This is a genomic window from Micromonospora sp. NPDC051924 (genome assembly GCF_055586005.1).
The window spans coordinates 40,380-53,960 of sequence record NZ_JBVJJA010000044.1 but is presented as its reverse complement, the minus strand read 5'-3'; the positions used below and the strand labels follow the sequence as shown (position 1 = coordinate 53,960).

Genomic DNA, 13,581 nt, shown 5'->3' with positions numbered 1-13,581 from the left:
AACCGGCCCCACAGTTTCCCCGCCGGCCCCCCCCCCCCCCCAACGACACCCCCCCCCCCCCCCCCCCCCCCCCCCCCCCCCCTGCCCCCCCCCCCCCCCCGGCTCAGCGGATCAGCGAGACGGAGACCCGGTCGAGGTACGCGATCCCGACGGTGAACGCCGCCAGCGCCACCAGCACGCCGAGCGCGATCGCCGGACCGGGCGACACCCCGCCCAACCCGGCGAGAAGCGTGGCGCCGAGCCCGATCAGCAGGGCGGTGACCACGCCGACCAGCGCGGCGGCGGTCAGCAGCAGGTGCCAGCGGCCGGGCCGGGCGCCCACCGCCGCCCAGGCCGCCCGCGCACCGCCCCCGGTGGTCATCGCGTCGGCAAAGAAGTCCTGGTCACCGGCGAACCGCCGGTGGTAGTAGGCGCGGATCCGCTGGATCCGCTGCAGGTCCAGCGAGTTCTCCACCATGTTCTGCGCCAGGCGGGCGAAGGTGAGCAGCCCGGTGACGATCAGGGTCGGCAGCACCGTGCCCAGGTACGGCCGCAGCAGGTGCCCGGTGCCGGAGACGAAGCCCAGCCCGATCAACGCGGCGGAGAGCAGCGACAGAAAGAGCGTGGCCCGCCCCACCGACTCGGCGATGGTGGCTCCGCGCGAGGTCTGGAGCACGAAGTGCTCAGTGGTGAGGGCGGTGAGCAGGGCCTGCTCCCGCGCGTCCTCGTCCATCCCGCGCCCCCTCCGGTCACCGTCACGATAGGGAGCCGGGCGGCGCGGGCGGGCCGGAAACAGGCCTCCATCGCCCGGTCGATCGACTCCAGCTGTCCGATCCCGCGCTGTCCCGGGCCGCCGGACACCGGCAGTACGCCGACCTGGAGTGGATCTTCGCGACCCGGTGCCGGACGCCGGTCGGCGACGGCCGAGAATGGGCCGGGGGCAGTGCGTGGCGGACGCCTGGCGACGGGGGGTGGGACGTGTCGGAGGCGGTGGAGCGGCGGCCGGTGGCCGGGACCGGTCACGAGTTGGCCGCCGACTGCTCGCGCTGCTTTGGGATCTGCTGCGTCGCGCCGGCGTTCGCCGCCTCCGCCGACTTCGCGATCGACAAGCCCGCGGGGCGGCCCTGCCCGAACCTGCGCACCGACTCGCGCTGCGGCATCCACCAGGACCTGCGGGTCCGCGGCTTCCCCGGCTGCACGGTCTTCGACTGCTTCGGCGCGGGCCAGCACCTGTCGCAGGACACCTTCGACGGGCGGGACTGGCGGGAGGACGCGACCACCGCGCAGCGGATGTTCGACACCTTCGCCGTGCTGCGGCCGCTGCACGAGCTGCTCTGGTATCTGACCGAGGCGCTCGCGCTGACCCCGGCCGGCCCGCTCCGGGACGACCTGGCCGCGGCCCTGGCCGAGACCGCGCGGCTCACCGACGGCACCCCGGACGAACTGCTCGCCGTCGACGTCGACGCGCACCGGGGTCGGGTCAACCCGCTGCTCTCCAGGGCCGGCGAGCAGGCCCGGGCCGGCCGGGCGGGCGTGGACCGGCGCGGAGCGGTGCTGATCGGGGTCGACCTGCGTACGGCCGGCCTGGCCGGGGCGAACCTGCGCGGCGCCTGCCTGATCGGCGCGGACCTGCGGGGCGTGGACCTGGGCGCGGCCGACCTGACCGGTGCGGACCTGCGCGGGGCGGACCTGCGCGGGGCCGACCTCGGCCGCTGCCTGTTCGTGCACCAGTCCCAGCTCGACGCGGCCCGCGGCGACCAACGGACCGTCCTGCCGCCCCGGCTGCGCCGCCCGACCCACTGGTCCCTCGCGGTCACCCCGGCCCGCTCCCCCGCCGTCCCGTCGCCGGGCGGCAGGCCGCACCACGCCCGGCCGACGCGCCGCCGCCGCTGACCCCACGCCGCTGTCCCGTCCCGCCGGGTGCTCCACTCCCCTCGAGGCGTCCCCCGGGGCATCGCGCGTCAATGATCGACTCCGGTTGCGGCAAGGCGCCGCGTCCGGGCGCGCCGAGAGCCCGACCTGCCGCAACCCGCCCGGGCCGGGCGCGGGCGACGTTTCGGGGCGGCGGGTCCGGGTAGGCGGCGACACCGCGCGGTGGCACGGACGGGAGGCGGACGGGTGGGATATCGGGCACGACAGAGCGAGCAGCCGCTGGATCCGGAGCACGCCGAGGACGAGGCCGGCCAGGCCCGGCTGGTGCAGGTCGAGGCCGGCACCGACGTGCCGGCGCCGGAGCCGGGCGCGCCGAAACCGGACGAGGTGACCGAGGACGACGGGTCGGGGCTGGCCGGCGGCGCGTCGGGCAGCAGCTCCGGCGGTTCGAGCATGCCGACGCACCCGGACGCCCCCCGCTGAGCGGGGCGTTTGCCCCCGGCGCAGCTGGGCAGGAGGGCCACATGACGAGTGAAGAATCCTTCGGCCGCGCGGCCACCGACGAGCCCGACGGCGCGACCGCGTACGAGGCGTCGCTGCGGCCGCCGGGCGAGTCGCTGCACACCACGGACGACACCGGCGACGACTTCGCCGACCTGCCGGCGGAGGACCGACGTTCGGCCCGCGACATCAGCCGCGCCGGATACGACGTCGACGCGGTCTCCGGCACCACGGACCCGCCGAACGAGCCGGAGGAGATCGAGGAGGGTCGGCCGGAGCGCTAGGCCCCTCCGGCCGGCACGCGCGCCGTCAGCCGGCGGTGGTGACGGCGGCACGCGCCTCCGTCATGCCCCGATTGGCCAGCGCGTCGGCCCGCTCGTTCTCCGGGTGACCGTTGTGGCCCTTCACCCAGAGCCAGGTCACCTCGTGCCGGGCGCAGGCGGCCTCGAGCTGCTGCCACAGGTCGGCGTTCTTGACCGGCTGCTTCGCCGCGGTCACCCAGCCGTTGCGCTTCCAGCCCGCGAGCCAGCCGGTGATGCCGTTGCGGACGTACGTGCTGTCGGTGTGCAGGCGCACGGTGACCGGCCGGGTGAGGCTCTCCAGCGCGCGGATCGCGGCGGTCAACTCCATCCGGTTGTTGGTGGTCGGGGTCGCCTCGCCGCCGCACAGCTCCCGCTCGTGCCCGCCCCAGCGCAGCACCGCGCCCCAGCCGCCGGGACCGGGGTTGCCGCTGCACGCCCCGTCGGTCCAGATCTCCACGACCCTGCCGCTCGCCGCCTCCACCATGCCGGCAACTTACCCGGTACGCCCGGCCGCGGCCCCGTCCCACCCCGCCGGCCGCACCCTCCGGCAGCGGCAGCCAGCCGATCCCCCGATATCCTGCCGGCATGATCAACTCGTATGCGGGCCTGGACGACGCAGGGGTCGCGGTGGCCGCGGCACGTGCCGGCGCGGACGTGGTGCGCGACATGTACGGCCAGCGACTCACCCGCATCGACAAGGGCGCCGGGGACTTCGCCACCGCCGCCGACGTGGCGGCGGAGCAGGCGATCCTCGATGTCATCCGGGCCGCCCGGCCCGACGACGCGGTGCTCGGCGAGGAAGGCGGGCAGCAGGGCGCCGCCGACGCCGGACGCCGGTGGTTGGTCGATCCCCTCTGCGGCACCCTGAACTACGCCGTCGGCAACATGCTGGTGGCCGTCAACGTGGCGCTGCGCGGAGGCGCGGCGGCGGTGGCGGACCCGTTCAGCGGCGAGGTCTTCTTCACCGACGGCGGGACCGCCTGGGTACGGCGCGACGGGACCGACGCCCGGCTGACGCCCACGCCCGACACCCGGCTGGTGGACGTCAACCTGGATCCGCCGTTTCCCGGCGCGCCCGGATTCCGGGCCGTGGACCTGCTGGCCCACCCCGGATTCGTCGCGCGGTTCCGGCCGCGGGTGGTGTCGACGACGCTGGCGCTGGCGTGGGTGGCGGCCGGCAAGCGCGCCGCGTACATCACCGATGGCGGCGACCTGTCCGGCAGCGTGCACTTCGCCGCCGGCATCGCCCTGTGCCGGGCCGCCGGCTGCGCGGTCACCGGGATCGACGGCGGCCCGATCGGGCCGACCGGCCGCGGGCTCGTGGTGGCCGCCGACGCCGAGACGCACGCACTGCTGATGGAGCTGATCCGAAGCCGGAGCTAGCGCGGTGACCGCGCCCGCGGTCTGGTCGGGCGGCGCCCCACCTCGCCCCAGGCGTCAAGGAACTACGCGCCCGGCTGCTCGCCGAGGCGAATTCGCGCGACATCCGGGTGCCGGACCGGCAGAGTGGCTGATCATGGACGAACGCTGGGACGGCCTGCGGGCCGAGGTGCGCGCCACGATCGACGACCTCGTCGCCTCCGGCCGGGAGACCGGCGTGCAGGTGGCCGCCTACCTGGACGGCGTGCCGATCGTCGAGGAGCAGGCAGGCCTGGCCGATCGCACCACCAGCCGGTCGCTCACCGCCGACACCCCGGTCCACGCGGTCTCCACGGGCAAGGGGCTGACCAGCACGGTGGTGCACGTGCTCGCCGAGCAGGGACGGCTCGACCCGGACCTGCGCATCGCCGAGGTGTGGCCGGAGTTCGCCCGGCACGGCAAGGACGGCATCACCCTGCGGCACGCGCTCACCCACACCGCCGGGCTGCCGGCTCTGCCCGCCGACATCACCCCGGAGGACTTCACCCACTGGGACCGGATGTGCGTGCTGCTCGCCGACGCCGAGCCGCTCTGGGCGCCCGGCGAGCGGTTGGCGTACCACGCGTGGACGTTCGGCTGGCTCGTCGGGGAGGTGGTCCGGCGGGTCACCGGCCGGCCGGTCTCGCAGGTCCTCGCAGAGGAGGTGGCGGGACCGCTCGGGGTGGCCGGGGAGCTGTTCCTCGGCGTGCCGGAGGCGAGCCTGCCCCGGCTGGCCCGGCTGGAGGACGCCGGCCTGGCCGCGCTGATGACCTGGGCCGGTGCGAACCTGCCGAACTTCGACGCGGTGGCCCCGCCCGCCGTGCGTCCCGACACGACCATCGGCAGCCACCCGGACGTGCTGCGGGCCGACGTCCGTGACGCGGTGGTCGCGGGACGAGCCTGAACGCACGGTCCCTACTGGAGTGGAGGCACGCCGCCTCCCCCGGGACGCGGGTGGCCGGATCGGCGCTCTCGGCATCCTTGTCGACCACCGGGACGGGCCGGCCGACCGGACGAGAGGTGCGGTCGCACCGATCGGGTGCCGTCCCGCGCCGAGCAGCCGTGTCCGCAATGGTCTGCTCGGATACCGAATCCGGCGGCGAACCGGCCGCCGCCGCACACCGTTCGGCGAGAAATGCCTCCTGAGCCGGAGGACGGGTACCGCGATATTCGTACGGACCGGCTCGTCCGAACGGCCACGCCTGGCTCCGCTGAATCAATTCACCGGCCGTTGCTGTCCGTGAACCCAAATGGCGGCACTGCGGTCGCCCCGCTCCGGCCGAAGCACTGCCTTGCGGCGTTACCCGCAAAGGTTTTCAGCCTGCTTTCAGGTTGACTCCGGGCCACCGGCGGCGGCCGGCCGCACGCCGGCTGAGAGATCACTCAGCGCAACGACGGTGTCGCAGGGGTCGCGCGAGGCGCAGGTGGGCGGGGTGTCGGAACGGCCAGGGTTACGGCACAGCCCTGTCGGTTTCTTGACTGTTCAACTGTTAGACACCTCGCGTTCGCTGTTCGTAAGGTCTGACACACCGCGGCCACCCGCCATTTCCGTCGCGTCCAGACCGACCCGGTCCGGCGCATTTAATTCCGTTCGACTGGCTTCCGTCGCCGTTTCTGAGTTGACCATTCGGCGGCTCGTCACTGTCCGGAACCGCCACTGCTGGAGGGTCGAATGACCGAAGTCGCAAAGGCACCGTCGACTGCCGGGGACGAGGAGGGCGTCGACAATCCGGACGGCGATCTCCAATCGCGCCGGAACGGCTGCGGCCCGCACCTGGCACCCCACTACCTGCGCCGGCCCGGATCGGATCAGCCGCCTCGGTTGAGCGTCGTCGTGCCGACCCGCAACGAGGCGGAGAACGTTCCCACGCTGCTGTCCCGGCTGGCGCCGGCACTCACCGCGCTTCGCGCCGAGATCATCGTGGTGGACGACAGCGACGACGACACGGTGGACGTCCTGACTCGACACGCGGTCGACGCCCCGGTCGCCGTACGCCTGCTGCACCGGCCGCCGAACGCCCGCGCCGGCGGCCTGGGCAGCGCCGTGATGCTCGGCGCGCGGCACGCCCGCGGCCAGTGGGTCCTGGTGATGGACGCGGACCTGCAGCACCCGCCGGAATCGGCCGGCCGACTGGCGGCCGTCGCGATGCGGCACGACGTCGACGTGGTGATCGGCACCCGATACGCCGGGGAGGGCTCCAGCGAGGGGCTGGGCGGCACCGCCCGTACGGCCACCTCGTCGTGGGCGACCCGGCTGGCGAAGAGCCTGTTCCCGCGCCGGCTGACCACCATCACCGACCCGATGAGCGGGCTGTTCGCCTTCCGCCGGGCCGCCGTCGACCTGGATCGGATGAACCCCATCGGTTTCAAGGTGCTGCTGGAGCTGCTCGTCCGCCACCCCGGCGCCCGGGTCGCCGAGGTTGCCTACGAGATGGCGCACCGGCACGCCGGGCGCTCCAAGGCGTCGGTACGGGAGGGACTGACCTTCCTGCGACACCTGTGGCGGCTGCGCAGTCAGCGGCTGGTCGGCCAGATGCGCGAGCGTCCCACCGGGACCCGCGACCGGCTGCGTGAGCTGCTCAGAATGGTCGCCTTCGGGCTGGTCGGGTTGTCCGGGATGGTGGTGAACACGGCCGCCCTGTGGGTCTTCTACGAGCCGGCCGGCCTGCACCACCTGCTGGGCGCCGCGCTGGCGACCCAGCTGTCGACCGCGTGGAACTTCGCTCTCGTGGACCTGCTCGTCTACCGGCGCAACCGGCAGGGCCCGTGGGCCGCACGTGCAGGCCGCTTCCTCCTGCTGAACAACGTGCTGCTCCTGTTGCGCCTACCGGCGCTCCAGGCCCTCATCTGGGCCGGCATCGGCATCCTGACGGCGAACGTCCTGACGCTGGTCGCACTCTTCCTCGTCCGGTTCCTGATCAGTGACCGGGTCATCTACTCCGCCGAACGCACCGGCCGGCGCGACCCGGTTCGCATGCTGGTCAACCTGCGCGCACCCGAAACCGCCGCCACCCCCTCCCGCAAGCGGTACCAGTACCTCGAGTACCGGTACGACGTGGCCGGCGTGGTCACCATCGGTTCCCAGATCATGCTGCCCGAGCTGGAGTTCTTCCGGGCCCAGTGGGTCGCGGACTCGGACGTCGACATCGCCGTGCGGGTCAGCGACGTGGGCAGCCGCGGACCTCGACGGCGGGCCGCCATGACGGAGTACGCCAACGAGTCGGTGCTGCGGTACGAGGAGCACCTGGGCCGGCTCGGCGCGAACTTCCGGGTCCAGCTCGGCTCGCCGATCGACATCCAGGTCGGGCCGCTGCTCGCGCGGTCGCCCCACGTCGTCTACACCAACATCATCGAGGCGCTGCTGCGGTTCGTGCTCGTCTCCCGGGGACACATGCTGCTGCACTCGGCGTGCGTCAACCTCGACGGCGTCGGGGTGATGCTCTCCGCCCTCACCGACACGGGCAAGACCGCCACCGTACTGCGCCTGCTGCGCGACCACGGCGGGCACTTCCTCTCCGACGACATGACCCTGATCAACCCGGACGGCGTCGCGATGTGCTTCCCGAAGCCGCTGACCATCAGCGCCCATACGCTGCGCGCCGTGCAGGCCCAGGATCTGACCCCGGCCGAATGGCGCCGGCTGCAGTTCCAGAGCCGGCTGCACTCCAAGGGCGGCCGCTCGCTGGCGCTCACCCTGAGCCGGTTCAACGTGCCGATCATGGGGATCAACGCCATCACCCAGCGGCTCATCCCGCCGCCCAAGTACAGCGTCGACCGGCTGGTTCCCTGCCGCATCGGCACCAGCACCCGGGTCGAGGAGCTGTTCATCATCGAGCGCGGCACGCCGCGGATCAGCGACCTCGGAAAGGACGAGACGCTGGAGCGGATGATCCAGAACACCGATGACGCGTACGGCTTCCCGCCCTTCCGCTACCTGGCGCCGGCGATCGCCATCGACGGCCAGGGGTACGCGCAGCTGCGCCAGCGGGAGCGGGAGATCCTCACCGGGTTCCTGTCCCACGTCCGCAGCCGCGTACTGGCCTCAGACCGGTTCGGCTGGGCCGACGAGATCCCGCGCCTGTTGCAGGACGAACGGGGCGACCTGTCGACCCCGGAGCAGGTGGTCCTCCCGGCCTGGCCGCGGTGGAGTGGGGCGTTGGCCCCGAGCGGAGCCCGTGCGTGAGTGTGACCCGATCCCCGATCGAGGAGATGGAGCACGACCGTCGAGCCGCGACGGTCGTGCTCCACCCCGTCGGTTCGTCGCCCGAGGCGGCCTCGGGCACCCGACAGGCCGGCCGGGAACGCGGGTGGCGCCGGTGGGCGGCACCCGCCGTCCTCGTCGGCATCGCGGCGCTGGCGTTGCTCCTGCGGGTATGGCGGTTGGACGCGCTCGGTTTCAACAGCGACGAGGCCGTCTACGCCGGACAGGCCGCCTCGCTCGCCGGGAATCCCAACTACACGCCGTTCTTCCCGGTGTTCCGCGCCCATCCGATGCTCTTCCAGACCCTCCTGTCGCCGTTCTTCCGTACCGGCGAGGTGGACGTGGCCGGGCGGGTGGTCGTCGCGGTGCTGGGCGTGGCGACGGTGCTCGCCGTTCACCTGCTGGGCGCCCGGCTGTACGGCCGGCGGGTGGGGCTGGTCGCGGCGCTGCTCGTCGCGGTCATGCCGTACCACGTGATCGTCACCCGTCAGGTGCTCCTCGACGGGCCGATGGTCCTGTTCGCGACGCTCACGCTGTACTGCCTGGTGCGGTTCGTCCAGGGCCAGCAGGTGCTCTGGTACGTCGCGACCGGCGCCATGCTGGGCGTGACGATGCTGACGAAGGAGACGAGCGTCGTCCTGGCCGGAGGCGTCTACGCCTTCCTGGCGTTGACACCGATGGTGCGCCGACCGGTACGGATGTCGCTGCTCGCCATGGCCGCGATGCTGGCGGTCTTCCTGACCCACCCGGTCTCGCAGGCGTTGGCCGGGCGCAGCCGGACCGGCAAGAGCTATCTGGTGTGGCAGCTGTTCCGGCGGCCCAACCACTCGATGGGGTTCTACGCCGAGACGGTGCCGGCGGCGATGGGGCTGCTCGTGGTGGCGGCGGCCGTCGGCGGCCTGTGGTGGCTGCGCAGGCACCGCTCCTGGCGGGAGACGCTGCTGCTGTCGTGGATCGCCGCACCGGTGGTGTTCTTCCAACTGTGGCCGGTCAAGGGGTTCCAGTACCTGCTGCCCGCCGCGGCGCCCGTCGCGGTGCTCGCCGCGCGGGCGCTGACCGGCATGCCGGTGCCGGACCGCGTTCGCCGCCTGCTCCGCCGGGTCGACCGGTCGGGGGACGCCGGGGCGGCCCGTGCCGTGCGTACCGTGCGGGCCGCGCTGATCGCGGTGGTCACCCTCAGCCTGCTCGTCCCCAGCTGGAACGCGGTCAACCGGTCCGACAACTCGACCTTCCTCGCCGGCTCCGGCGGCGTGCCGGGCGGCCGGGAGGCCGGCCGGTGGCTGGCCGTCAACACGCCGAAGGGGTCGGTGGTGCTCACCCTCGGCCCGTCGATGGCCAACATCATCCAGTACTACGGCCACCGCCGCAGCTACGGGCTCTCGGTCAGCCCGAACCCGCTGCGCCGCAACCCGTCTTACGAGCCGCTGCCCAACCCCGACCGGTGGCTGCGCAACAACGACCTGCAGTACGTCGTGTGGGACTCCTTCTCCGCCGGCCGCTCCACGTTCTTCGCCGAGCGCCTGATGGTCCTGATCCGCCGCTACCACGGCCGCGTCGTGCACACCGAATACGTCGACGGGACCGACCGCACCGGGGCTCGCGTCCCGGTGCCGGTGATCATCATCTACGAGGTGCGTCCATGACCAACCCCACTCCCCCGCGCCGCCGGATAGGTCGCGTGGTGGCCCGCGCGCTGCTGATCGCCGGCCTGCTGGCACTCGCGAATCCGGCCGCGGCCGCGCACGCCGCATCCCGGACGGCGGCCGCGCCGAGCCCCACCACACCGATCGACCACTTCGTCTTCCTGATGCAGGAGAACCACACCTTCGACAACTACTTCGGCACCCGGCCCGGGGTCGACGGGATTCCGGCGGGCACCTGCATGCCGGTCCGCCGGGGCCGGGCCCAACCCTGCGTCAAGCCGTTCCACCTCGGCGAGCTGGGCAGCCTCGACCTCGACCACTCCGCCGAGGCCTTCCGGGTGCAGTACAACAACGGCCGGATGGACGGCTTCGTCGAGGGGGTGAGCACGCAGGGCAAGAACGGCAAGCTCGCGATGGCCTACTACGACGACCGCGACCTGCCGTACTACTGGAACATCGCCGACGAGTACGTGCTATTCGACCGCTTCTTCAGCTCCTCCAACTCCGGCAGCATCCGCAACCACATGTACCGGGTGACCGGCAGCCCGGGCGCCACCGGATCGGCGGAGTCGATCCCGCCGGGGGGCTGGGGCGACATCCCGACCATCTTCGACCGGCTGGAGGCCGCCGGGATCAGCTGGAAGTTCTACGTGGAGAACTACGACCCGACGATCACCTTCCGCTCCCGCACCAGCGAGGAGGACGTCGACCGGGGGGCGCAGGTGATCTGGGTGCCGCTGCTGGCGTACGCGCGCTACGTCGACGACCCCCGGCTGTTCGGCAAGATCGTCGACCTGGACCAGTACTACGAGGACGCCGCCAAGGGCCAGTTGCCCGCCGTCTCCTTCATCGCCCCGGCAGGTGACAGTGAACACCCGCCCGGCAGTGTCCGGGCCGGCCAGACCCTCGTCCGTACGCTGCTGACGCAGCTGATGCGCTCGCCGGACTGGAACTCGTCGGCCTTCCTGTGGTCATACGACGACTGGGGCGGCTGGTACGACCACGTGCCACCGCCGCAGGTCGACAGGTACGGCTACGGCTTCCGGGTGCCCGCCCTGCTGGTCAGCCCGTACGCCAGGCGCGGCTACGTGGACTCCACCACCCTCGACTTCACCTCGGCGCTGAAGTTCATCGAGGTCAACTGGCGGCTGAAACCGTTGGCCGAACGGGACGGCAAGGCGCAGACGTTCCTCGACGCGTTCGACTTCGACCGACCACCACGGCCGGCGGTCTTCCTCGGCACCGAACGCACGCCACCGGTCGTCAGCAGACCGAACCCGGTGCCGGTGTACGCCTCGTACGCCGTCACGGGCAGCCTGGTGGTGGCGCTGGTCGGCGTCGCGGCGCTGCGGCGGCGGCGATGGACGTGACCCGCCGGATCGTGCGGGCCGCCCTGTTGTCCCTGGTCGCGGCCGTCCTGACGGTTATCGTGCTGCCGAGCGCCGCGAGCGCGCGGCCCGGGCTGGCGCGGGCGGGAACCCTGCACCTGCAGACGGTGCCGCCGCTCCCCGGCGTGGTGGTCAAGGTGGACGGGCAGGTGGCCCGCTCCGACGCCAAGGGGCGGATCGGGGTCCGGGTCCGCAACTTCGTCGGCCTGGCCGAGCGCCTCGTCGTGCCGGAGACCCGGATCAGCCCGGATCGCAAGGTCGTCTTCGACCGGTTCCGTGGCAACGTCGACGCCGGCGGGCGCGGCAAGGTCGTGGAGCTGGGGGTACGCACCATCCGGCTGGTGTCGTGGAGCTTCATCGACCGGTTCGGCGAGGCGGTGCCGGCGGACCGGGTCACCGCCATGCGGTTGCGCAGCAACACCGGTGAGATCCACGACCTGACGGGCGCCCAGCTGGCTCAGCCGCTCTGGGTCGCCGAGAGCCGCACCCAGCAGGGCCCGCAGGGGCTGGTGTCCAAACAGCTCTACTACGTGGTCGACAGTGCGATGGTCGACGGCACCTCCGTGGTCAACCGCGCGGGACAGAAGTTCCTGCCGTGGGAGCAGCAGGCCTGGGTGGTGCAGTTGCTCTTCTTCCGCGTGTCGTTCACCGCGACCGACATGTTCTTCACCCGGCGGGTCGGCGACGGCATCGAGCTCACCCGCGCCGACGGCGGCGTCCAGCGGCTACCGTTCGGCCGCGACGGCACGGCGGTGGTGCCCGACCTGCCGCGCGGCACGTACACGATCACGGTCTTCGGCGGTGGCGTGTCGTTCGGGCGTCCGGTCAGCATCAGCAAGGACCAGCAGGTGACGCTCACCGTGATCAGCGTGGCCGACCTGACCCTGGTGACGCTCGCGGTGCTGATCGTCGCGGTGGGTCTGGTGCTGTTCGGACGTCCGCACCTGCTCGCCGGACTGCACCCGGCCGGTCGCGTCCTGACGGCTTGGCGCTGGGCACGGCCGCGATCGAGGCACCGCCGGCGGTCACGGACGCCTCGGCCGGGCGTAGACCCGGAGGAGGTCCCGGCCGGGCAGGACCAACCGTCGACGGCGATCCGGGCCGGAATCACGCTGGTGCTGCTGCTCACCGCGCTGGCCGGCGCGCTGCTGCCGCCCGGCACGGCACGTGCCGACGTCGGCCGGCGGGACAGCCCGCACCCGTCGGCGGCTCCCGTCCCGGTCCTCGCCTACTACTACATCTGGTTCAATCCGACGTCCTGGAACCGCGCGAAGATCGACTACCCGCTGCTCGGGCGCTACTCCAGTGACGACGTCGAGATCATGCGACGGCACGTGCGGATGGCGAAGGCCGCCGGCATCAACGGGTTCCTGGTGTCGTGGAAGCACACCCCACAGCTCGACGAGCGCCTGGCCAAGCTGGTCGACGTGGCCCGGGAGGAGAACTTCCACCTGGGCATCGTCTATCAGGGCCTGGACTTCTCCCGTACCCCGCTGGCCTTCGACACCGTCCGCACGGACCTCATGTACTTCGCGACCCGGTACGCCACCGACCCCGTGTTCGACATCTTCGGCCGACCGGTGGTGGTCTGGACGGGCAGCGACCGGTTCACCGCAGCGCAGATCCAGGCCACGGTCGGCGGCGTACGCGGAAAGCTCCTGGTCCTCGGCAACGCGAAGAGCCTCGACGACGTCGAGTCGAGTCAGGGTGCGCTCGACGGCCAGGCCTACTACTGGTCCTCCGTGGATCCGGTGGCCGGCGCCAGCGCGAAGAAGCTGGCGCAGATGTCCCGGGCGGTGCACCGGCGAGGCGGGTTGTGGATCGCGCCGGTGACGCCCGGGTTCGACGCGCGCCTGGTCGGCGGCAAACGGCAGGTGCCGCGCCGCGCGGGTGACACCCTGCGGGCCTCATTCGCCGCAGCACGTCTCTCCGACCCGGACGCGATCGGGGTGATCAGCTGGAACGAGTTCAGCGAGAACACCCACATCGAGCCGAGCGAACGCTTCGGCGCGGCCGACATCAACGTGCTCGCCGACCTGCTCGGCGTCCAGGTCGACGTGGCGGTACCGGTAGACAGCAGCGAGCCGGGCGACGGCGGTCACTGGGGGCTGAACGCCTGGGGCGCGCTGCTCGTCACCGGCGCGGCGGTGGTGGTGTTGCCGCTGGGGATGCTCTTCCGACGCCGTCGCTCGCCCGCCGGTGTCCGAGACGGCCGGCCGGCCGATGTCGACGCGGACGACGACGTCGCCGACCGCTGATAGCCGATGCGCTCCTGGGGAGGCCGCGGCTCTGCTCCG

General features: G+C 72.6%; 11 protein-coding genes. 9 read left to right on the top strand and 2 right to left on the bottom strand.

What is annotated here, in order from left to right:
* Nucleotides 1-103: 103 nt before the first annotated feature.
* Nucleotides 104-712, bottom strand: coding sequence for a hypothetical protein (locus ACZ6S5_RS28060; protein WP_466005154.1), 609 nt, complete (start codon nt 710-712; stop codon nt 104-106).
* Between the two features lie 272 nt (nt 713-984).
* Between ACZ6S5_RS28060 and ACZ6S5_RS28055 the strand changes: the two genes are divergently transcribed.
* The 3 genes from ACZ6S5_RS28055 to ACZ6S5_RS28045 all read left to right on the top strand — a co-directional run bounded on the left by ACZ6S5_RS28055 (nt 985) and on the right by ACZ6S5_RS28045 (nt 2,636).
* A complete protein-coding gene (locus tag ACZ6S5_RS28055; RefSeq protein ID WP_466005170.1) occupies nt 985-1,872 on the top strand; it encodes a pentapeptide repeat-containing protein in 888 nt (295 codons plus the stop codon).
* Between the two features lie 225 nt (nt 1,873-2,097).
* Nucleotides 2,098-2,334: a preprotein translocase YidC gene (locus ACZ6S5_RS28050; protein ID WP_466005152.1), complete on the top strand. Its 237-nt coding sequence runs from the start codon at nt 2,098-2,100 to the stop codon at nt 2,332-2,334.
* Between the two features lie 41 nt (nt 2,335-2,375).
* Nucleotides 2,376-2,636, top strand: coding sequence for a hypothetical protein (locus tag ACZ6S5_RS28045; RefSeq protein WP_466005150.1), 261 nt, complete (start codon nt 2,376-2,378; stop codon nt 2,634-2,636).
* A gap of 25 nt (nt 2,637-2,661) precedes the next feature.
* On the opposite strand, the gene rnhA is transcribed toward ACZ6S5_RS28045, so the two are convergent.
* On the bottom strand, nt 2,662-3,138 hold the full coding sequence (rnhA, locus tag ACZ6S5_RS28040; protein ID WP_466005148.1) for a ribonuclease HI: 477 nt from the start codon (nt 3,136-3,138) through the stop codon (nt 2,662-2,664).
* Between the two features lie 101 nt (nt 3,139-3,239).
* Here rnhA and ACZ6S5_RS28035 point away from each other — a divergent pair, with 101 nt between their 5' ends.
* From ACZ6S5_RS28035 to ACZ6S5_RS28010, 6 genes are all read left to right on the top strand, one after another.
* A complete protein-coding gene (locus ACZ6S5_RS28035; protein ID WP_466005146.1) occupies nt 3,240-4,037 on the top strand; it encodes an inositol monophosphatase family protein in 798 nt (265 codons plus the stop codon).
* 133 nt (nt 4,038-4,170) lie between these two features.
* Nucleotides 4,171-4,956 carry a serine hydrolase domain-containing protein gene (locus ACZ6S5_RS28030; RefSeq protein ID WP_466005144.1) on the top strand — a complete coding sequence of 262 codons (786 nt, stop codon included), beginning with the start codon at nt 4,171-4,173 and terminating at the stop codon, nt 4,954-4,956.
* Between the two features lie 768 nt (nt 4,957-5,724).
* Complete coding sequence (locus ACZ6S5_RS28025; RefSeq protein WP_466005142.1) at nt 5,725-8,235, top strand: glycosyltransferase; 2,511 nt, start codon at nt 5,725-5,727, stop codon at nt 8,233-8,235.
* Nucleotides 8,232-9,896 carry a glycosyltransferase family 39 protein gene (locus ACZ6S5_RS28020; protein ID WP_466005141.1) on the top strand — a complete coding sequence of 555 codons (1,665 nt, stop codon included), beginning with the start codon at nt 8,232-8,234 and terminating at the stop codon, nt 9,894-9,896. Before ACZ6S5_RS28025 ends, ACZ6S5_RS28020 begins: the two co-directional genes overlap by 4 nt.
* Complete coding sequence (locus ACZ6S5_RS28015) at nt 9,893-11,266, top strand: alkaline phosphatase family protein (RefSeq protein ID WP_466005139.1); 1,374 nt, start codon at nt 9,893-9,895, stop codon at nt 11,264-11,266. Before ACZ6S5_RS28020 ends, ACZ6S5_RS28015 begins: the two co-directional genes overlap by 4 nt.
* The gene (locus ACZ6S5_RS28010) at nt 11,257-13,542 is read left to right on the top strand and encodes an endo-1,3-alpha-glucanase family glycosylhydrolase (protein ID WP_466005137.1); all 2,286 of its coding nucleotides are present in this window, start codon (nt 11,257-11,259) and stop codon (nt 13,540-13,542) included. The genes ACZ6S5_RS28015 and ACZ6S5_RS28010 overlap by 10 nt, the downstream gene beginning before the upstream one ends.
* Nucleotides 13,543-13,581: the final 39 nt, after the last annotated feature.

Bases quoted from the DNA above. Each gene is read 5' to 3' on its own strand.
- ACZ6S5_RS28030 (WP_466005144.1), top strand. From the start codon at position 4,171: ATGGACGAACGCTGGGACGGCCTGCGGGCCGAGGTGCGCGCCACGATC.
- ACZ6S5_RS28035 (WP_466005146.1), top strand. From the start codon at position 3,240: ATGATCAACTCGTATGCGGGCCTGGACGACGCAGGGGTCGCGGTGGCC.
- ACZ6S5_RS28025 (WP_466005142.1), top strand. From the start codon at position 5,725: ATGACCGAAGTCGCAAAGGCACCGTCGACTGCCGGGGACGAGGAGGGC.
- ACZ6S5_RS28045 (WP_466005150.1), top strand. From the start codon at position 2,376: ATGACGAGTGAAGAATCCTTCGGCCGCGCGGCCACCGACGAGCCCGAC.
- ACZ6S5_RS28060 (WP_466005154.1), bottom strand. From the start codon at position 712: ATGGACGAGGACGCGCGGGAGCAGGCCCTGCTCACCGCCCTCACCACT.
- ACZ6S5_RS28015 (WP_466005139.1), top strand. From the start codon at position 9,893: ATGACCAACCCCACTCCCCCGCGCCGCCGGATAGGTCGCGTGGTGGCC.
- rnhA (WP_466005148.1), bottom strand. From the start codon at position 3,138: ATGGTGGAGGCGGCGAGCGGCAGGGTCGTGGAGATCTGGACCGACGGG.
- ACZ6S5_RS28010 (WP_466005137.1), top strand. From the start codon at position 11,257: ATGGACGTGACCCGCCGGATCGTGCGGGCCGCCCTGTTGTCCCTGGTC.